Genomic DNA, 20,059 nt, shown 5'->3' on the forward strand with positions numbered 1-20,059 from the left:
TATCATGCTGCGCGCATGGTTTGTTGCGCTGCGATGAAAATCTGGGAGAAATGTTAGAAATTTCTGACTGGAAACTAAAAGCCGTCTAAAATTTGTCTTCAATCCATTGCCGGACATGCAGGCGCCTGCGGGCCGCGCGCTTGTCCGGTTACACAAGAAATCCTTCACATGACATATCGTTTGGTGCACCTGCTTGCGGGTTCCGCGCTGCTGTTCGCCGTCGGCGCCGCCGGCGCTGCCGTTTCCATGGATGAAGCTGCTCCTGCCGCGCAGGAAGACGGCGTGCCGCGCTTCGAGATCCGCCGATTCGACGTCCAGGGCAATACCCTGCTCACGTCCGCGCAGGTGCAAACCCTGCTGGCGCCTTTTACAGGAGCGCAGCGCGATTTTTCCGACATCGCCCGTGCCGTCGAGGCGCTGGAAGCGGCTTACCGCGAGCGCGGTTACAGCGCCGTGCACGTGCAACTGCCCGAACAGGAACTGGAGCATGGCGTGGTGCGCCTGAGCGTGCTGCAAACGCCGCTGGGCAAGCTCGCCATCAGTGGCAACGCCTACGTCGACGAGGCCAACGTGCGGCGCGCCTTGCCGTCCTTGCGCGAAGGCGAGACGCCGAACTTGCCGGCCTTGTCGCAAAGCCTGAAGCTGGCCAATGAAAACCCCGCGCGCAAGATCGAAGTGCGCCTGCAGGCCGACGAGCCGGCCGGCGCCATCGACGCCATCGTCACGGTGGCCGATGAAAAGCCGTGGAAAGCCATGCTCAACGTGGACAATACGGGCAATGCGCAAACGGGCAAGACGCACGTGGGCGTGGTGCTGCAGCATGCCAATCTGTTCGGCCTCGATCATGTGGCCAGCCTGCAATACACGAGCAGCCTCGAAAAGCCGGACAAGGTGGGCGTGTATGGCGCCGGCTACCACTTGCCGTTGTATGCGCTTGGCGACTCGATGGATTTTTTCGCCAGCTATTCGAACGTCGATTCAGGCAGCGTCTCGGCCGGCATTTTCGACCTGGCCGTCAGCGGCCAGGGCAGCATGGCCGGCATCCGCTACAACCAGAACTTTCCCCGCAGCGGCGATTTCGAACCCAAGCTCGTGTACGGCGTCGATTACAAGGCTTACCGCAACAGCGTGCAGCTGTTCGGCATGGAGCTGGGCGCCGACGTCACCGTGCACCCGCTCAGCGTCAGCTACATAGGCAACTGGACCTTGCCCACGGGCGAGACCAGCGTGGCGGTCACCTTCGCGCACAATATCCCTGGCGGCAAGCATGGCGCGCAAGCCGATTTTGACCGGGTGCGCGCGCACGCCAAGGCGGCCTACAACACCTTGCGCCTGAGCGCCAGCTCGGGGCGCGTGCTGGCCGGCGACTGGCAATGGCGCGCTCTCGTCAACGCGCAAGTCACGCCGGATGCGCTGGTGCCGGGCGAGCAGTTCGGTGCCGGCGGCGCAGCGTCCGTGCGCGGCTTTGCCGAGCGCGAGGTATCGAACGATTCGGGCGTCAACCTGAACCTGGAACTGTACACGCCGAACTGGTGCGGTCAGGCACTCGGCTACCAATGCCGCGCGCTGGCTTTCTATGACACGGCATGGCTGCGCCGCAACCATGGGCTGCCTGGCGAAAGCGCGTCGCAAGGGATCAGCAGCGGCGGCCTCGGCCTGCGTTTGCTGCTGAGCCGCTATGCCAATCTGCAACTCGATTACGCCCATGTCGTCAATGGCGGCGACACGGGACAGCGGGGCGCCAACCGCCTGCATTTCCGCCTCGCCTTGGCCTACTAGCATCAGGATGAACACCATGCACAACCACGTTCAACACGCCTCCGTTTTCATCCTGACGCCACCGTTTGCACCACCCTTGCGCCGCACGGCGCTGGCGCTGCTGCTGGCGGGCTGTTTCGGCGCGGCGCAGGCCAATCCCGCCTTGCCGCAGGTGGTCAACGGACAGGCGACGTTCAACCAGCAGGGCAACATCTTCTCGATCACGAACACGCCCAACACCATCATCAACTGGCAGAGCTTTTCCATCCATGCGGGCGAAATCACGCGCTTCATCCAGCAAAACGGCAATAGCGCCGTACTCAACCGCATCACGGGACAAGACCCCAGCAAGATCCTCGGCGCGCTCGAATCGAACGGCAAGGTCTTCCTGATCAACCCGAACGGCATCGTCTTCGGCCAGGGGGCGCGCGTCGATGTGAACGGGCTGGTGGCGTCCAGCCTGGGCATGACGAACGAGGATTTCCTGGCCGGCAAGCGCCAGTTCACGGCCGGCGGCGTGGCCGGCGGCGTCAGCAATGCGGGCACCATCAACGCTGGCAAGGGCGGGCAAGTGCTGCTGATCGCGCCGAACGTGGAAAACACGGGCATCATCACGGCGCCAAATGGCGAAGTGATCCTGGCGGCCGGGCGCAGCGTGCAGCTGGCCGACCCCGGCAATCCGCAATTGCGCGTGCTCGTCTCGGCACCAGGCGACCAGGCGCTGAACCTGGGCCAGATCATCGCCCAGGGCGGCAGCATCGGCATGGCCGGCGCGCTGGTCAGCCAGCGCGGCGTGCTCAACGCGAACAGCGCCGTCGTCGGCGAGAACGGCAGGATCGTTCTGAAGGCCAGTGGCAAGGCGCTGCTCGAAGCGGGCAGCGTCACCAGCGCCACGGGCGCGGTGGGCAAGGGCGGCGACATCCAGGTGCTGGGCGAACAGGTGGGCTTGCTGGGCAATGCGACCATCGACGCCAGCGGCGGCACGGGCGGCGGCACGGTCTTGCTGGGCGGCGACTACCAGGGCAAGAACGCGGCCGTGCAGAATGCGCGGCAAGTGCTTGTCGGCAAGGACGCCAGCGTCAAGGCCGACGCGATCAACAGCGGCAACGGTGGCAAGGTCATCGCCTGGGGTGATGACTCGGCGCAGGTGCACGGCAGCATCTCCGCGCGTGGCGGCGCGCAAGGCGGCGACGGCGGCTTCGTGGAAACCTCCGGCCATTCCCTGGCCGTCGACGGCATCCGCATCGATACCAGCGCCCGCTCCAGCAGAGGCAAGCGCGGTATCTGGCTGCTTGACCCATTCGATATCGATGTGGTGCAGGGCAGTGGCGGTAGCCTCGATGATGTAGACCAGTTCCTGGAGGGGCCGCCCGCCAGCAGCACCAGCATCGGTGCCGATACCATCTCCAACGCCAGCAGCAATGTGATCTTGCAGGCCCAGCACCGTATCAATTTCAGCGCTGCCGTTAACATGGTGCATGCCGACATCGGCCTGAGCGCCACGGCTGGCGAGACGATCAATGTGTACGCGCCCATCACCACCAATGGCGGTAACGTGACCCTGTCGGCGAACGACGCCAGCAGCGGCGGCGCGTACGGCGCCGGGTCGAACGTCATCCTGAACGCGGCGATCACGACGAATGGCGGCAGCGTGTCCCTGTCCGGCGCCAGCGTGGTGGGTGCGGGCGTAGTCAGTGTCGGCAACGGCAACCTGTCCCTGCGTGCCAACCATGCGGCCGGTGAAATCAACCTGATGGGCGGCGGCGCGCGGCTGGTCGGCAGTGGCATCGCCAACCAGAGCGTGACCCTGCAGGCGGACAGTATCACGCTCGGCGGCACCTTGAATTTCGGCGGTAGCGCCGCAGGCGCCAACGTGACGCTCAAGCCCCTGAGCAGTTCGCGCATCATCGACCTGGGCAGCAAAGCCGGTGGCGCCCTGGGCCTGACGGCAGACGAGCTCGCTGGCATCTCGGCCGCGTCGCTGACCATCGGCGACGGCACGAATACGGGTGGCATGCGGATTTCGGATGCGCTCGCCAGGACCGGTGATCTGCACCTCAATTCAGGTTCCGCCATCACGGCCACGGGCGCCGTGACGGTGGATGGCAGCTTTGTGCTCGACGGCGGCAGCTGGGTGCAAAACGGGGTGGTCCTGCCAGGATTCAGCGCCAGAAGCTTTGCCATCGGCAGCGGCGCCAGTTTCCTGCGCGCGGCCGGCGGCGACGGCGGTTCGTCCTCGCCTTATCTGATCGCCGATATCTACGGCTTGCAAGGCATCGCCAGCCTTGGGCTTGGCAACAGCTATCGCCTGGCCGGCAATATCGACGCCAGCGGCACCGCGAATTGGAACGCTGGCCAGGGCTTTATGCCGATCGCCGGCGGCGGCAGCGGTTTTTTCGGCGTCTTCGATGGCGGCGGATTTACTCTCAGCAATTTGAAAATCGATCGCAGCCTGGCCTCCGGTTCGGCGGCAGGTCTGTTTGGCACCGTGCAGGGCGGCACCTTGCGCAACCTGACCCTGAGCGGCGGCAGCGTCACCGGCACGGCCAACGTGGGCGCGCTGGCGGGCGAGGTCGTCAGCGGCGTCATCGATGGCGTGAACAGCAGCATGGCCGTCAGCGGCCAGCGCAATGTCGGCGGCCTGGTGGGCAGCAATGGCGGCGTCATCACCTTGTCCGCCAGCAGCGGCGCCGTCACAGGCATCAATGCCGATGGCGGCGGCGCCATCGGCGGCCTGGCGGGATTGAATGCGTCCGGCGCCCGTATCGCGACTTCGTACGCCACTGGCGTGGTGACGGGCGCGCGCGAAATGATCGGCGGCCTGGTCGGCAATAACCAAGGCGCGCTGAGCCAGTCTTATGCCACCGGCAATGTCACTGGCGCGCGCAGCATCGGCGGCCTGGTGGGCCTGAACGGCGGCAGCATCGACGATGCGTATGCCAGCGGCGCCGTGGGCCGGGCGGGCGTTGCCGATCCCATCCTGGCCAGGGAAAACATGGGCGGGCTGGTCGGTGAAAGCACGGGCAGCGTCAGCCATGTCTTCAGCAGCGGCGCCGTGACTGGCGACGGCTATGCGGCCGTGGGCGCGGTAGTCGGCCGCGTGTCCGCCGGTTCTCCGTTCAGCTATGGTTTTTTCAATTCTGAAACGTCGCTGGTGCAGACCGATCCAGGCGGCTCCAGCGGCCGCAGCACGGCGCAGATGCAGCAGCAGGGCAGCTTCAACGACTACGATTTCAGCAGCGTTTGGCGCATCTACGAAGGCTACACGACGCCGATGCTGAAGGCTTTCCTGAAGCCGCTGCAAGTGAATCTTTCTGGCAATGCCGCGGGCAAGGTCTACGATGGCCAGCTGGCTGCCTTCCTCGGTGCAATCGGCTATGTGGGATTGCTCGACGGCGACACTGGCGTGAATGGCAGCCTCGGGTACGGCAACGCGCGCAACGTGGGCAGCTATGCAGCGACGGGCCTGTGGTCGACCAAGTACGACATCACGATGGGCGGCACGACGACCTTCGCCATCACGCCACGCGCGCTGACGGTGAGCCTCGGTGGCAATGGCAAGATCTATGACGGCACCCTGGGTTACGACGGCGTCAACTTTGTGCTGGGCAATGTGGTGGCGGGCGACAACATCAGCATCAGCGGCAGCGCCGCCTTCCTCGACAAGAATGCGGGCGGCATCAAGGCCGTGCACGCCAGCGGCCTGGCCCTGGGCGGCAATGAACTCGGCAACTACAGCCTGGCCGCGACGACGGTGGACGGCACGGCGGCCATCACGGCACGCATCCTGAACTATGGCGTCACGGGCGCGCAAAGCCGCGTCTACGATGGCACCTTGCAGGCGGCCCTGAATGGCTACTTCGAAGGCCTGGTGACGGGCGACCAGGTCGGCATGGCCGGCTTGCTGGGCAGCTTCCGCGACAAGCATGTCGGCACCGGAAAAGTGGTCGATTACCAGGTGGCGACCGGTCACCTGACGGGCGCCGATGCGGGTAACTATGTGCTCAATGGAAATGCGGGCAGCACGACGGCCGACATCACGGCGCGCGCGCTGAACCTGTCCGGCGTGGCGGGCAACAAGGTCTACGATGGCACGACGGGCGCGCAGCTGAACCTGGGTGATGACCGCATTGCCGGCGACAATTTGACGGCCTCGGCAGTGGCCAATTTTGCGGACAAGAACGTGGGCGTAGGCAAGGCCGTGCAGCTCAGTGGCGCGGCGCTGACGGGCGCCGATGCGGGCAATTACTTTATCGTCTTGCCAACGGGCTTGCTGGCCAGTATCACGCCCGCCAGCCTTACCCTGGCGGGCCTGAACGCCGCCGGCAAGGTGTATGACGGCACGACTTCCGCTACCGTCAGCGCCACGGCGAACGGCGTGCTGGGCCAGGATGTGGTCAGCGTGGTGGGCGGCAGCGGCAGCTTCGCCGACAAGAATGCGGGTGCCAACAAGCTGGTGACCGCCAGCGGCTTCCGCCTGACGGGCGCCGATGCGGGTAATTACACCCTGGAAATGACGGGCGGCACGGCGCAGGCAACGATTGCGCAAAAACAATTGTCGACCTGGGTCGGCAGCGGCAACGGCTTGTGGAGCGATGCGGCCAACTGGGACGGCGGCGTGGTGCCGGAAGGCGCGAACGTGCTGGCTGTCGACTTTAGCAACAGCAAGGGCGTCGTTACCTACAGCGCGGCGGCCGGCAACACCGTCCTGAAAAACCTGAACTCGGCGACGGGCTTGCTGTTGACGGGCGGCAGCCTGACCCTCGGTGAAAGCGCGCTGGACCGCTCCGTGCTGGGCGGCCTGGCCGGCCTGGAAATCAACGGCGGCAGCTTGCTGCTGAATGGCAGCCTGTCGGCGGAGCGCTATGCGCAAGGCGGCGGCGTGCTGAGCGGCAACGGTAACTTGCTTGTCGCCAACAGTTTTAATCAGACGGCCGGCGCCATCCGGCTGGCGGGCCAGCTGGCCATCACGCAAGCGGCTGGCGACTTGCGCTTCGCCAGCGTGGCGGCGAGCGAAGTGCGCTTGAGCGCCCTGAACGGCGCCATAGTCCAGGACGGTGCCTTGCTCGCCAGCAGCCTGGCTGCGCAGGCGCGCGACGGTATCGTGCTGGACCATGCGGGCAACCAGGTAAGCAGTTTTACCGCCAGCAATAGTGCGGGAGGCGGGATTACGCTGAACAATACCTCGGCGCCGGGCACCTTGACTCTGGGACCGCTGACCACGGGCGCGGGCAATATCGCCATCGACAACACGGGCGGCATCAATGCTGGCAACATCAATGCGAATGGCGGCAACGTCAGCGTGACGGCGCACAGCCCCGTCACCGTCAACGGCAAGATCGCGGGCAATGACATCGCGCTTAATGCCAGCACGGATGTCGTGCTGGGTGATGGCGCGCAACTGGCGGCGGTGCGCAATGTCAGCATGACGGCGGGGCGCGACATCAATGTCGGCAGCAATGCGAATATCGTTAGCGGCGGCAATTTCAGTGCCAGCGCGGAAGGCTATGTGCGCTTTGCGGACACGGCAAGCTTCGTCTTGCCGGCAGCGGGCAGCATGAGCGTGCTGGCGAAAACGGGCAACATCACGGGTGACTCGGGCGTGCGCATCAACCGCCAGCGTGCCAACGTCAGCTTGCTGGCGCCGAACGGCACGGTGAGCATGGCGGACGCCATCTTCCTGCCAGCGATCACCATCGACAAACCCGTGATCGACGCCGCCACGAGCGCGGCCATCGACGATGCCTTGCGCATCATCAAGCAGGCCGATCGTGCCAACGATACGCTCGCGTCCACGCCGGCAGCCAAGCCGGACGACAAGAAGAAGGAGAGCAAGGATGTTGCCGATGCCACAGATAAATCCACAGGATACAAATTTGATGACCCTACTAAAAAAATGTACTGCAATTAAGGCCTTGCTGTGGCTGGCCCTGATGTGCCTGGGCGCGCACGCCTGGGCCGGGCAAGTGGCCGGCACGGTGATGCAATTGAGCGGCCCACTGATGGCCAAGAAAGTGGACGGCAAGGTGAAAATCCTGGCCATCAGGTCCGAGGTCGAGCAGGGCGACACCTTGCTGACGGAAAAGGACACTTATGCCTTGATCAAGCTGATCGACAATAGCGAAATCACCCTGAAGCCGAATACCAGTTTCGTGATCGAGCAATTCAGCTACACGGCCGAGCGGCCCGACGGCGACCACGCCATCTTCAGTTTGCTCAAGGGAGGCTTGCGTTCCGTCACGGGCCTGCTGGGCAAGCGCAACAAGGAGCGCTTCGAAATGAAGACGCCGGCTGCCACCATCGGCATCCGCGGCACGACGTTTATTGCCAGCTATGTCGCTCCCTCGGCAATGCCGCTGCCAACGGCGGCGCCATCGGCAGGACAAGGGCTGGCTCCCGGCCTGTATGTGCATGTGCTTGACGGCCTGATTCAGGTGAGCAATCCGGCTGGCGCGCAAAGCTTTGCCCCGGGCCAGTTTGGCTTTACGCCCAACTTCAGGCAGCCGCCCGTGTTGTTGCCCGTCAATCCAGGCATGCAGTTCACGCTGCCGCCGGCCTTTGTACCGTCGCCATCGAGTGGGGGCGCCCCTGCCACGCCCGGCAAACCTGCCGCCATCGACTGCGTGGTGCGCTAAGTCTTCAAGCAAGCTCTGCACACCGTGCAAATAGGGCTTGACCTTCCCATCATGGGATAGCAGATCCTGACCCTATTCGTTAATCTTTCGTACAGGATCTGCCATGAACCAGAGTGCACTCGCTCCCGCCAATTCCAGTCCTCCCCCTCCCGCCGCCGCGCATGCGCAGGCGCTGGCCATTGAAGGCATGACTTGTGGTTCGTGCGTGGGCCGCGTGGAAAAGGCCTTGGCCGCCGTGCCCGGCGTGAGCCAGGTCAGCGTCAACCTGGCCACGGAAGTGGCCAAAATCACGTCCAGCGCGCCGATTTCCCTGGTCACCTTGCAGGCGGCAGTGGAAAAGGCTGGCTATACGGTGGCGCAGCGCGAGATCGACCTGAACATCGCCGGCATGACGTGCGCCTCTTGCGTGGGCCGGGTGGAAAAAGCCCTGCTGAAAGTGCCGGGCGTGCTGGCCGCCAGCGTTAACCTGGCCACGGAAAGCGCGCGCATCAAGGTGACGGGCGGCCTGGAGGCGGGCACCCTGATCGCCGCCATCGACAAGGCCGGCTATGCAGCCAGGGTGCCCGCCGCCAGTCAGGCCAGTGCGTCCGCTGCCGCGCCGAACCGCGACGGCATGAAAGTGGCATTCGCGGCCGTGCTGGCTTTCCCCCTGATGCTGCCGATGCTGCTCGAGTGGGCCGGCATCCATCTGATGCTGCCCGGCTGGCTGCAATTCGCGCTGGCCACGCCGGTGCAGTTTTACTTTGGCGCGCGTTTCTACAAGGCGGGCTGGAAGGCGGCCCGCGCCGGCAGCGGGAATATGGATTTGCTGGTGGCGCTGGGCACGAGCGCCGCGTATGGCTTGTCCGTCTACCAATGGCTGACGGCGGGCGAAATGCTGCCGCACCTGTATTTCGAAGCATCGGCCGTCGTCATCACCCTGGTGCTGCTGGGCAAATGGCTGGAAAGCCGCGCCAAGCGCCAGACGGCTTCGGCCATTCGCGCGCTGCAAGTCTTGCGTCCGGAATCGGCCCGCGTGCGCCGCGACGGCGTGGAAATCGACTTGCCCGTGGAGCAGGTGAAAGTGGGCGACCTGGTGGTGATCCGTCCCGGCGAGCGGGTAGCCGTCGATGGCGTGGTGGTGGAAGGCGCCAGCCAGATCAATGAGTCCTTGATCACGGGCGAAAGCTTGCCGGTCGATAAGCATCCGGGCGACAAGGTCACGGGTGGCGCCATCAATGCCGATGGTTTGTTGCTGGTGCGCACCCAAGCCGTGGGCGGCGAGACGACCTTGTCGCGCATCATCCGCCTGGTGGAAGATGCGCAGGCGGCCAAGGCGCCGATCCAGCATCTGGTCGACAAGGTCAGCGCGATCTTTGTTCCCGTGGTGCTGGTGCTGGCGCTGCTGACCATGCTGGGCTGGTGGTTCGCCACTGGCGAGCTGGAGAACGCCATCATCAATGCCGTGGCCGTGCTGGTCATCGCCTGCCCCTGCGCGCTGGGCCTGGCCACGCCGACGGCCATCATGGCCGGCACGGGCGTGGCTGCCCGTTACGGCATTTTGATCAAGGATGCGGAAGCGCTGGAAGTGGCGCACGCCGTCAATACCGTCGTGTTCGACAAGACGGGCACCTTGACGGTGGGCAAGCCTGCCTTGGCAGCCCTGCATGCGCATGGCATCGAGGATGCACGGCTGTTGCAACTGGCGGCCAGCATCCAGCGCGGTAGCGAGCATAGCCTGGCGACGGCCGTGCTCGATGCGGCTGCCGCGCGTCATATCGAACTCTTGCCGGTCACGGGCCTGTCGGCCTTGCCGGGCCGCGGCTTGGCGGCCCACGTGGATGGCCTGGAGTTGAAACTGGGCAGCACGCGGCTGATGCAGGAGTTGCACGTGGACATGACGCCGCTGGCGGAGCAGGCCTTGTCGCTGGAAAACACGGGCAACACGATTTCGTGGCTGGCGTCGGGATCGGAACTGCTGGGCTTGTTCGCCTTTTCCGACCAGGTCAAGCCGAACGCGCAGGCAGCCATTGCCCATTTGCACAGCCTGGGTATCCGCACGGTGATGTTGACGGGAGATAACCAGGGCAGCGCCGACGCCGTCGGCAAACTGCTGGGTATCGACACGGTGGCGGCGAAAATGCTGCCGGCCGATAAAACCGCTAAAATTGTCGCGCTGAAAGGCGAGGGGGCGAAGGTGGCCATGGTGGGCGATGGCATCAATGATGCGCCCGCACTGGCGGCCGCCGACGTGGGTATCGCCATGTCGACGGGCACGGACGTGGCCATGCATGCGGCCGGCATCACCCTGATGCGCGGCGATCCGGCCCTGGTGGCGGACGCCATCGATATCTCGCGCCGCACCTACAGCAAGATACGGCAGAATCTGTTCTGGGCCTTCATTTATAACCTGATCGGCATTCCGCTGGCCGCCTTCGGCTTGCTTAACCCCATGGTGGCGGGCGCGGCGATGGCCTTCAGTTCCGTCAGCGTGATCAGCAATGCCCTGTTGCTGCGGCGCTGGAAAGCCCGCAGTCATTCAGGTAGCGCGCACACCAAGGAGTCATAGGATGAATATCGGCCAGGCGGCAAGCGAAACGGGCGTATCGGCAAAAATGATACGCTACTACGAGAGTATTTCATTGTTAAAACCCAGCGCGCGCAGCGACGCCGGCTACCGCATTTACACGCCCAACGATTTGCACGCCTTGCGTTTTATCAAGCGCGGGCGGGGCCTGGGCTTTTCGCTGGAGCAGATCCGCGAGCTGCTGTCGTTGTGGCAAAACGACCAGCGCGCCAGCGCGGACGTGAAAGGCATCGCGCTGGCCCATGTCGCCGAGCTCAACAAGAGGATCGCCGAATTGACGGAGATGCGCGACACTTTGGCCCACCTGGCGCAATCGTGCCATGGCGACGACAAGCCCGATTGCCCCATCCTGCAAAGCCTGGGGCTGGCCGGAGACGCGGAAGCGAAAGCCTGTTGCCATTGAGGTAAATCAAAGGAGGTGGGGTATGGCGTATGCACTGTATTACTGGCCCGCGATACAGGGGCGCGGCGAATTCATCCGGCTGGCCCTGGAAGAAGCGGGCGCCGAGTACCGTGATATCGCCCGCTTGCCTGAACGCACGGGGCAAGGCCTGTCTGCCATGCTGGCCTGCCTCGATGGCGACAGCACGTCACAGGCCGCCTACGCGCCGCCCGTGCTGCGCGATGGCGACGTGCTGATCGGCCAGACGACGAATATCCTCTTGTACCTGGGCCGGCGCCTGGGCCTCGCGCCACGCGCGGAAAGCGGTCGTTTGTGGCTGAACCAGCTGCAACTGACGATGGCCGACTGGCTGACGGAAGTGCACGACACGCACCATCCGCTGTCGATGAATCAATATTACGAAGAGCAAAAGCAGGCGGCCATGTTGCGCAGCGCGGATTTCCGCGCAACACGTTTGCCCAAGTTTCTCGATTATTTCACGCAGGTGCTGCTGAACAGTCGCGGCCAGTATCTGGTCGGGGCCAGGCTCACGTATGGCGACCTGTCGCTGTTCCAGATGCTGGCCGGCCTGCAGTATGCGTTTCCGCAAGCCATGGCACGCCTGGCTCCGCAGTATCCTGCCCTGCTTGCGCTGCACGATATGGTGGCCGCGCGGCCGAATATTGCCCGCTACCTGCGGTCGAAGCGCAGGATCGCGTTCAATGAGGAAGGCATTTTCCGCCACTATCCCGAGCTGGACGGATAAAAAAAGGCTCTGTCATCGATAAATAGGGGAACTGCCGGAATCTTCCCTTGGCATTGCTGTCTGACTCTGCATACTTACCACATAGGGAGCAGATCATGCAGCCAGCCGAATGGATGCGTTTTATCGCCCAGTTTGCTCACCTGAACCGACGCCAGCGGCAGACAGGCATCGCCCTGCTGTGTGGCAACGCACCGCACGGCGCGACCGTCGCGTTGCTGGAAAGCGTGGCGCAGCCGCGATTGGCCTGTCCCGCCTGCCGCTCGCCTCACCTGCACCGGCATGGCCATGCGCACGGCTTGCAGCGCTACCGCTGCGTGCCTTGCGGGCGCACTTTCAATGCCTTGACGGGCACGCCGCTGGCCCGCTTGCGTCACAAGGCGCTATGGATCGCGTATGCCGATTGCCTGCTTGATTCCAGGTCGGTGCGCCAGGCCGCTCAGCAGCTGGGATTGCACCGCAACACCACGTTTCGCTGGCGCCACCGCTTTCTCAGCGTGGCGAAGACGGACCGGCCGCATGGCCTGCATGGTATCGCCGAGGCCGATGAACTCTACGTGCTGGAATCGGAAAAGGGATCGAGGCAGATGACGCGGCCGGCCCGCCGCCGGGGCGGCCGTGCCTTTAAACGTGGTATCTCGAATGAGCAAGTCTGCATCCTGGTGGCGCGCGACCGCACGGGCCAGACCCTCGATTTCGTCACCGGCAAAGGCGCGTTGACGAAGGCGCAGCTGCACCGATGTTTGTTGCCCGTTATCGACAAGGATGTTCTGCTGGTAACGGATGGCCATGCGGCCTACCGGGCGTTTGCGAGGGAAGCGGGTATCAGCCACGAGGCCGTCAACTTGCGCGCCGGCATCCGTGTGCAGGGCGCCGCGCATGTGCAGAACGTCAATGCGTATCACAGCCGCTTGCGGCAATGGCTGCGTCCGTTTCACGGCGTGGCGACGCGCTACCTGCCAAATTACCTGGGCTGGCGCTGGATACTCGACGCCAGACGCATCCGTTCACCAGAAACGTTATTGAAAGCAACACTGGGAGTATTCCCACATCTGACGGTGACATAGCCTAAAAAAACAGCCGGCGCAAGGGCCGGCTGTTCTGTGTGCGTGTCGCTTTGTGTGTTGTTTATTGCGCGCTGGTGACGGGGTAGCCCGCCTCCACGATGGCCGCGCTGATTGCGCCCAGTTCGGCGGGTGATTCCACCGTGACACGCTTGCTGGCCAGGTCGATCTGCACCTGGGCTTGCGGATCGACGCCTTGCACCGCTTTCGTGACCGAGCCGACGCAATGGCCGCAGCTCATGTTTTCAACTTGTAACTGGTACATGGCAAGCACTCCTTGAATGGTTAAGTGTGTCCACTGTAAGCCTTACCCCAATGGTAAGGTCAAGCTTAGTGCAGCAGAAAATCGTCGGCTTGCATGGGCGGCGGCACGTTCTCGTCTTGCACGGATTCGCGCAAGCTGATTTCGATGGCGCGGCACATGGCCGACAGCGGCAGGTCGTTGGCGTCTTCGCCGAACGGTTCCTCGATCTCGTCCCCCAGGGCATCGAGGCCAAAGAAGGTGTACGCGACGATGGCGACGACAAACGGCGTCATGAAGCCCAGCGAATCGACGAGGCCGAAGGGCAGCAGGAAACAGTACAGATAGGCCGTGCGGTGCAGCAGCAGCGAATACGAGAAGGGAATCGGCGTGCTGCGGATGCGTTCGCACGAAGCGCCTGCGCCCACCATGGCCGAGACCGTATTATCGATCTGCGTGGCCAGGATGCTGTCGATGCGACCTTGCCGGACGCAGTCGGCCAGGTCGTGGCCCATCTGCAGCATCAGGTAGTCGGACGGATTCGATGCCTTGCAGGCCGCGTCCCATTCGGCCGGGCGCAGCAGCGGCTGCAGGTCGGCGGGTCCTCGCGTGTCGCGCAGCTGGTGGCGGAGGGCATGGCAAAAGGCGATGGTGCGGTAGATCATGCGCACGCGCACGTCTTCCAGGCCCAGCCTGGCGTGGGCCGGCGTGTCGCTGCGTATCATCGTCTGGCACTGGCGCGAGAAATTCCGGCTGCGCAAGACCAGTTCGCCCCACAGCTTGCGCGCTTCCCAGTAGCGGTCGTAGGCGGCAGTGTTGCGAAAGCCCAGGAAGATGGCCAGCGGCAAGCCGATCAGGGTGAACGGGATGGTCGTGAGGATCACCTTGTGGTCGAACAAGGTGCCGTGGCACCAGGTGACGAGGGTGGCGATCAGGGTATTGACGATCAGCGTGGTGCGGATGCGCGGCAGGACGGAGCCGCGCACCACGAGGAACAAGCGCAGCGCCGAGGGACGCTCGCGCACGATCATGCTGTGCTCCCTGTGGGGAGCTGGGCTGGCGGGGAACAGCGCGCCCGGTGATCGTTAAAAGGGGAAAGACGGAGTGGCAATGGCCGGGAACAAAAAGCCCGCGAGGTATGCGGGCTGAGCAGGGTGTACATGGGAAGCAGAGTAGGGGAGACGGCTTGAGTATAGGCCGCCGTTTCGCTTCCGGCCAATTCACAGTGGCGATAGGTGTTATTCATTTCATGAATGAATATTTCATTTGTAATTTAAATCCATGTAAGCGCTGAAATTACGATCTTTCGTCTGGACCAGTCGCAAAAGTTCGCCTGTATCAGGTGCGCCTGCAGGGCAGGACTTTTCGCGTCGAGCCTGCCCGATTCGTCTTCTCAAGGCACCTGCTAAGTAGGGGAATCATTTCAGCAGTCCATTCGAGAGGCTTTACACCATGTCCGTCAGTCGCAAGCAGCATCGCTATATTTCCACACCGCAAATCCTTCCCATCGCCCGTGCCGTGTCGCTGGCCGTGTGCAGCCTGGCACTGTATGCGGCCATGCCAGCCCTCGCGCAGGCGCAAACTTCCCAGGCCCAGCAGGCTGGCGCCACGCGCCTGGCCTATAACATCCCTGCCGGTCCGCTGGCGCCTGCGCTGCGCAGCTTGGCCAGCGCCGCGAATGTCTTGCTCAGCTACACGCCCGAACAGGCCAGCGGCAAGAGCACGGCCGGCTTGCAGGGACAGTATACGCCGCAGGCTGCCCTGGCGGCCTTGCTTGCAGGCACGGGCTTGCAGGCGGTCGAACTGGAAGCGGGCAGCTATGTGCTGCGCGCCGCGCCTGCCGTGGCCAGCGCAGGCACGGCGCCGGACGCCGTCATGCCGTTGATTTCCGTCATGGCAGCGGCTGACGCAGGCGAGGGTACGGTATCGCGCGGCTATGTGCCGATCAGCGTGGCCGCCACCAAGATGCGCACGCCATTGATCGAGACGCCACGCGCCATTTCTGTCGTCACGCGTGAACAGATCAAGACGCAGGCGCCGAAAAGCATCGAACAGGCGCTGGCGTATACAGCGGGAGTGCTGACGGACGTGACGGGCGCCGACGTGCGCATGTCGGGCGCCACCATCCGCGGCTTCAGCGATGGCAGCTCGTACTACCAGGATGGCTTGAGGCTGTTGTCGGCGGGCAGTTATGGTTCCTGGAATAGCGAAATGGAAGACCTCGACAGCGTAGAAGTCATCAAGGGGCCTGCGTCCGTCTTCTACGGCCAGGGTCGCCCAGGTGGCATGATCAATGTCACGTCCAAGCTGCCGAGCGCCGACCACGTCAATAGCGTGGGCGTTTCCGCAGGGCGCTACCAGCGCTATCAGGTCAATGCCGACCTGGGCGGCGCCGTCGCGGGCAACGATGGCTTGTTGTACCGCGTCACGCTGACGGGTCGTGATGCTAACGACCGTCCCATCGAGTCGAAGAACAACCGCGTTTCCATCTCGCCGTCGCTGCGCTGGGACATCTCGGCGCGCACCAGTCTTACCGTGCTGGGCACATATTCGCAAGAGCGGGGTACGCCGAAACCATGGTGGCCCAGCCTGTTTGTCCATCCGCAAATCAAGGACTTGCCCGTAAGCCGCACGGCGGGCGACCCGTCCTTCGATTATTTCAACCGCGATACGCGCGCCCTCGGCTATATGTTCGAGCATGCAACAGGGAGTGGCTGGAAGCTGACGCATAACTTGCGCTATGCCACCATCAAGGTCGATTACCAGCATATTTATGCCGAGGGTTTGCTGGCGGACGGACGCACGGCCACTCGCGGCAGCCTGGCGGAAAAAGTGGACGGCAAGACCTGGACGGTGGACAGCCGCGCACAAAAGGAATTTCGCTGGGGCGAGATCGAACACCGTTTTGTGGCGGGCATCGATTACCTGAAATACAAGGAAAATGACGGCCTGGGCTTTGGCTGGGACGTGCCGAACCTGGATATTTATTTGCCGGTGTACCATCAATCGATCGCCGCGCCTGAACTCGACTATACCGACACTGAACTCAAGCAGACGGGCCTCTACACCTTGAACCAGTTCAAGCTGGGCGCATGGGTGGCGAACGCCAGCCTGCGCCACGACCGCGCGCGCAGCACGCAGCGCAATTCGGCGACCACGCGCATCGGCGACAATGCCACCACGGGCAGCGCAGGCCTGCTGTACCTGTTCGACAATGGCGTGGCGTCGTATGCCAGCTATGCCACCTCGTTCGATCCGGCCACGGGCCGCGACTTTGACGGCAAGGCTTTCCAGCCACGCAAAGGCAAGCAGGTGGAGCTGGGTATCAAGTACCAGCCTGCTGGCACCTCCACCATGCTGACGGCATCATTGTTTGATCTGACGCAAACGAATGTCACGACTCCGGACCCACTGCATCCGCGTTCGTCAATACAGACGGGCGAAGTGCGCGCTACGGGCGTGGAACTGGAAGGCACGTTCAAACCCTTGCCCGAGCTGGGTGTGCTGGCTGGCTACACCTATCTTGACCCGCGCACGACGAAGAGCAACCACGACTACGAAATCGGCCGCCAGAGCCTGCAAACGACACGCCATGCGGCCAGCGTGTGGCTCGACTACCGGCCCCTGGCCGTGCCTGGCCTGATGCTCGCCGGCGGCCTGCGCTACCGTGGCAGTTCGCCCTACAATGGCGCGGCCAATGCGCTGTACCTGAATGATCCGTACACCTTGGCCGATATCGCCGTGGCCTATGAAACGGCGCGTTACCGCCTAGCCCTGAATATCGGCAATGTCTTCGATAAAAAATACTTTGGCGGCATCTTCCGTGGCGCGGAACGTGAAGCCCTGTTGAGCTTGAAGGTGAATTTGTAGCCATGACCGGGCTGTACCAGGCTGTAGCCAGCCGGGGCCGTGCGATGACAGCCCCGGCGCGCGCCAGCCATATACGACCAGCGCCACCACCCACGCCAGCAAGACCGCCAGCCCCGGCAACAGCACCCATTTCGTCACCGTTTCTTCCCACGCCACAAAAGCGCGTCCGCCGCGCGCGATGGCCAGCAGCGCCTGTCCGCCGTTCAAGCCGGCGAACGGCAGCAGGTTGAAGGCGCACAGTTTCAATGAGAACAGGGCGAACAGCAGCGCAAAGCCGTGCGTGCGGGCAAAGGTTTCTCCATCACCCAGCAATTCCTGCGCCACGGACAGCGGCGCCAGTGCGCCGTGGATGATCTGCCCGAAGGCAGCGACAAAGCACTCCCAGCCCGACGCTCCCATGATGCCCAGCGATAAGGCCAGCAGTACCCCCACGCCGCTCAATGGCAGCAGCACCTGCTTCCACAACGGCTGGAAGTTATAGGCATCAAGACAGGGATCGTCGTCATACAAGGTTTCCTCGCGCGTATCCTTCAGCACCACGTTGCCGGCCAGGGGCAGCAGCTTGACATGGACTTTTCCTAAAGTCAGCAAGGTCGGTCCCACGCCATAGCTGATGCTGCGCACGGTGATGCCGAATGCGCGAGCGCACAGGGCCATGACGGAAATGTGGATCAGCATGAAGAGGATAAGGCAGAGCAGCAACTGGAAAGCGGGGTGCATCGGATATGGTGTCCTGAAAGAAAGGAGCGGTATTAGAACATGCCTCCACGAAAAGTCGCGCACAAGAAAAAAGCCCCGCCTGCATCGCTGCAGCCGGGGCTTCGAATGACTGGGCAGCTTGCGCCGCCCGCTATAACTTACAGCACGTTACAGCACTTCGCTGGCGTGGTCGGCCAGGCGTGAACGCTCGCCGCGGGCCAGGGTGACGTGGCCGCTGTGGGTCCAGCCCTTGAAGCGGTCGACCACGTAGGTCAGGCCGCTCGAGCCTTCCGTCAGGTACGGTGTGTCGATCTGCGCGATGTTGCCCAGGCACAGGATCTTCGTGCCGGGACCGGCGCGTGTGACGAGGGTTTTGACTTGTTTCGGCGTCAAGTTTTGCGCTTCATCGATGATGAGGAACTTGTTCACAAATGTGCGGCCGCGCATGAAGTTGAGCGACTTGATCTTGATGCGCGAACGGATCAGGTCTTGCGTTGCCGCACGGCCCCATTCGCCGCCATCCGAGTCGGACTTGTTCAGCACTTCCAGGTTGTCGTCGAAGGCGCCCATCCATGGCGACATCTTTTCTTCTTCCGTGCCTGGCAGGAAGCCGATGTCTTCGCCCACCGGTACCGTCACGCGGGTGACGATGATTTCATTGTAGAGCTTGGTTTCCAGCACTTGCGCCAGGCCGGCGGCCAGGGCCAGCAAGGTCTTGCCGGTACCGGCCTGGCCCAGCAGGGTGACGAAGTCGCATTCCGGATTCATCAGCAAGTTCAGGGCGAAGTTCTGCTCGCGGTTGCGCGCCGTTACGCCCCACACATTGTTCTTCGTGTGGCTGAAGTCGCGCAGGGTTTGCAGCACGGCCGTCTTGCCGTTGATCTGTTTTACCTGGCCGTAGAATGGCGTTTCGCCGTTTTTCGGTTCCAGGTAGATGAACTGGTTGACCAGCAAGGATGGAATGAACGGGCCCGTCACGCGGTAGAACGTCGAGCTGTAGCCGTTCTTGCTTTCCTGCCAGGATTCCATATCCTTGCCGTGCTTGTTCCAGAAGTCGTCCGGCAATTGCACGATGCCCGAGTACAGCAAGTCCGTGTCTTCCAGCACATGGTCGTTGAAGTAATCTTCGGCCGGCAAGCCCAGGGCGCGCGCCTTGATGCGCATGTTGATATCTTTCGACACCAGCACGACGGGGCGGCCTTCCTGTTCCGATTCCAGCGAACGCACGACGGCGAGGATCTGGTTGTCGGCCTTGCCCACTGGCAAGCCTGCCGGCAGGTCGGCGCTTTGCAGACGCGTCTGGAAGAACAGACGGCCCTTGGCATCCTTGTTGCCCAGCTTGGACAGCAAAATGCCGTGTTCGATGGCGTCGTCATCCGTGTTGCTGATCAGGGCGTCCAGGGTGCGCGAGACCTGGCGTGCATTGCGCGCCACTTCCGTCATGCCCTTCTTGTGGTTGTCCAGCTCTTCCAGGGTCATCATCGGCAGGTACACATCGTGTTCCTCGAAGCGGAACAGCGACGATGGATCGTGCATCAGCACGTTTGTGTCGAGCACGAACAGCTTGCTGATGCCGCGCTGATCGGCGGCGCGGCTGGCGGACGACTTGAGCTGTACTTCGACCGCCTTGTGCTTGGCCGGATGTGGCTGCTCGGCTTGCTTGACTGGCTTGATCGGCGTGACCTTGCCTTTTGCCGCCGGCTTGGCTTTCGCCGCAGGCGCGGCAACGACGGCAGGTGCGGCCGCAACCGGCGCAGGTGCAGGTGCCGGCTTGGCGACCATCAGGGCCGCCACTTGCTTGATCTTCGTGGCCGCATTGCGAACCGGCTTGGCAACTTCGGCGATCGCCGCTTCAATGATCGGTGCAGCCATTTTCTTGGCTGCCGGGGTTTTGGTGGCCGGGCGCGCTGCGCCTGCGGTTGGGTAATCTTGGGTGGCCAGGATGGTGGCTGGCTTGCTCGGTAATTTTGGCAGTGGCATCAGGATCTCAATCAAAAAATTTCTGGAATGAATCGCCCATGGGCAGCCAGCTTCTGGCGGCACTTCTCATGGGGTGGATGCGGGGGAACAACAATGCTACA

General features: G+C 63.2%; 12 protein-coding genes. 8 read left to right on the forward strand and 4 right to left on the reverse strand.

Annotated features, from left to right (window positions below):
* Window positions 1-168 precede the first annotated feature (168 nt).
* The 7 genes from SJI03_RS21160 to SJI03_RS21190 all read left to right on the forward strand — a co-directional run bounded on the left by SJI03_RS21160 (window position 169) and on the right by SJI03_RS21190 (window position 13,171).
* Complete coding sequence (locus SJI03_RS21160) at window positions 169-1,779, forward strand: ShlB/FhaC/HecB family hemolysin secretion/activation protein (protein WP_322428454.1); 1,611 nt, start codon at window positions 169-171, stop codon at window positions 1,777-1,779.
* 16 nt (window positions 1,780-1,795) lie between these two features.
* Complete coding sequence (locus SJI03_RS21165; protein ID WP_322428455.1) at window positions 1,796-7,669, forward strand: YDG domain-containing protein; 5,874 nt, start codon at window positions 1,796-1,798, stop codon at window positions 7,667-7,669.
* A complete protein-coding gene (locus tag SJI03_RS21170; protein WP_322428456.1) occupies window positions 7,638-8,393 on the forward strand; it encodes a FecR family protein in 756 nt (251 codons plus the stop codon). The genes SJI03_RS21165 and SJI03_RS21170 overlap by 32 nt, the downstream gene beginning before the upstream one ends.
* Before the next feature lie 103 nt (window positions 8,394-8,496).
* Window positions 8,497-10,941 (forward strand): heavy metal translocating P-type ATPase, encoded by a 2,445-nt coding sequence (locus SJI03_RS21175; RefSeq protein WP_322428457.1) that lies wholly within the window; start codon window positions 8,497-8,499, stop codon window positions 10,939-10,941.
* A 1-nt stretch (window position 10,942) separates the two neighbouring features.
* Complete coding sequence (gene cueR / locus SJI03_RS21180; RefSeq protein WP_099379159.1) at window positions 10,943-11,362, forward strand: Cu(I)-responsive transcriptional regulator; 420 nt, start codon at window positions 10,943-10,945, stop codon at window positions 11,360-11,362.
* 22 nt (window positions 11,363-11,384) lie between these two features.
* Window positions 11,385-12,107: a glutathione S-transferase gene (locus SJI03_RS21185; protein WP_322428458.1), complete on the forward strand. Its 723-nt coding sequence runs from the start codon at window positions 11,385-11,387 to the stop codon at window positions 12,105-12,107.
* A 95-nt stretch (window positions 12,108-12,202) separates the two neighbouring features.
* The gene (locus SJI03_RS21190; protein WP_322428459.1) at window positions 12,203-13,171 is read left to right on the forward strand and encodes an IS1595 family transposase; all 969 of its coding nucleotides are present in this window, start codon (window positions 12,203-12,205) and stop codon (window positions 13,169-13,171) included.
* A gap of 61 nt (window positions 13,172-13,232) precedes the next feature.
* Here the strand turns inward: SJI03_RS21190 and SJI03_RS21195 are convergent, their stop codons facing one another.
* Window positions 13,233-13,433, reverse strand: coding sequence for a heavy-metal-associated domain-containing protein (locus tag SJI03_RS21195; protein WP_077407505.1), 201 nt, complete (start codon window positions 13,431-13,433; stop codon window positions 13,233-13,235).
* Between the two features lie 65 nt (window positions 13,434-13,498).
* Window positions 13,499-14,440 carry a bestrophin family protein gene (locus SJI03_RS21200; protein ID WP_176389569.1) on the reverse strand — a complete coding sequence of 314 codons (942 nt, stop codon included), beginning with the start codon at window positions 14,438-14,440 and terminating at the stop codon, window positions 13,499-13,501.
* A 421-nt stretch (window positions 14,441-14,861) separates the two neighbouring features.
* On the opposite strand from SJI03_RS21200, the gene SJI03_RS21205 reads away from it, so the two are divergent.
* On the forward strand, window positions 14,862-17,279 hold the full coding sequence (locus SJI03_RS21205; RefSeq protein WP_322428460.1) for a TonB-dependent siderophore receptor: 2,418 nt from the start codon (window positions 14,862-14,864) through the stop codon (window positions 17,277-17,279).
* On the opposite strand, the gene SJI03_RS21210 is transcribed toward SJI03_RS21205, so the two are convergent.
* The gene (locus SJI03_RS21210; protein ID WP_322428461.1) at window positions 17,178-17,999 is read right to left on the reverse strand and encodes a site-2 protease family protein; all 822 of its coding nucleotides are present in this window, start codon (window positions 17,997-17,999) and stop codon (window positions 17,178-17,180) included. The genes SJI03_RS21205 and SJI03_RS21210 overlap by 102 nt on opposite strands.
* Window positions 18,000-18,146: 147 nt before the next feature.
* Window positions 18,147-19,958, reverse strand: a complete 1,812-nt coding sequence (locus SJI03_RS21215; protein WP_322428462.1) for a PhoH family protein — start codon at window positions 19,956-19,958, stop codon at window positions 18,147-18,149.
* Between the last annotated feature and the right edge of the window lie 101 nt (window positions 19,959-20,059).

This window comes from Janthinobacterium sp. GMG1 (genome assembly GCF_034427795.1).
Classification (GTDB): Bacteria; Pseudomonadota; Gammaproteobacteria; order Burkholderiales; family Burkholderiaceae_D; genus Janthinobacterium.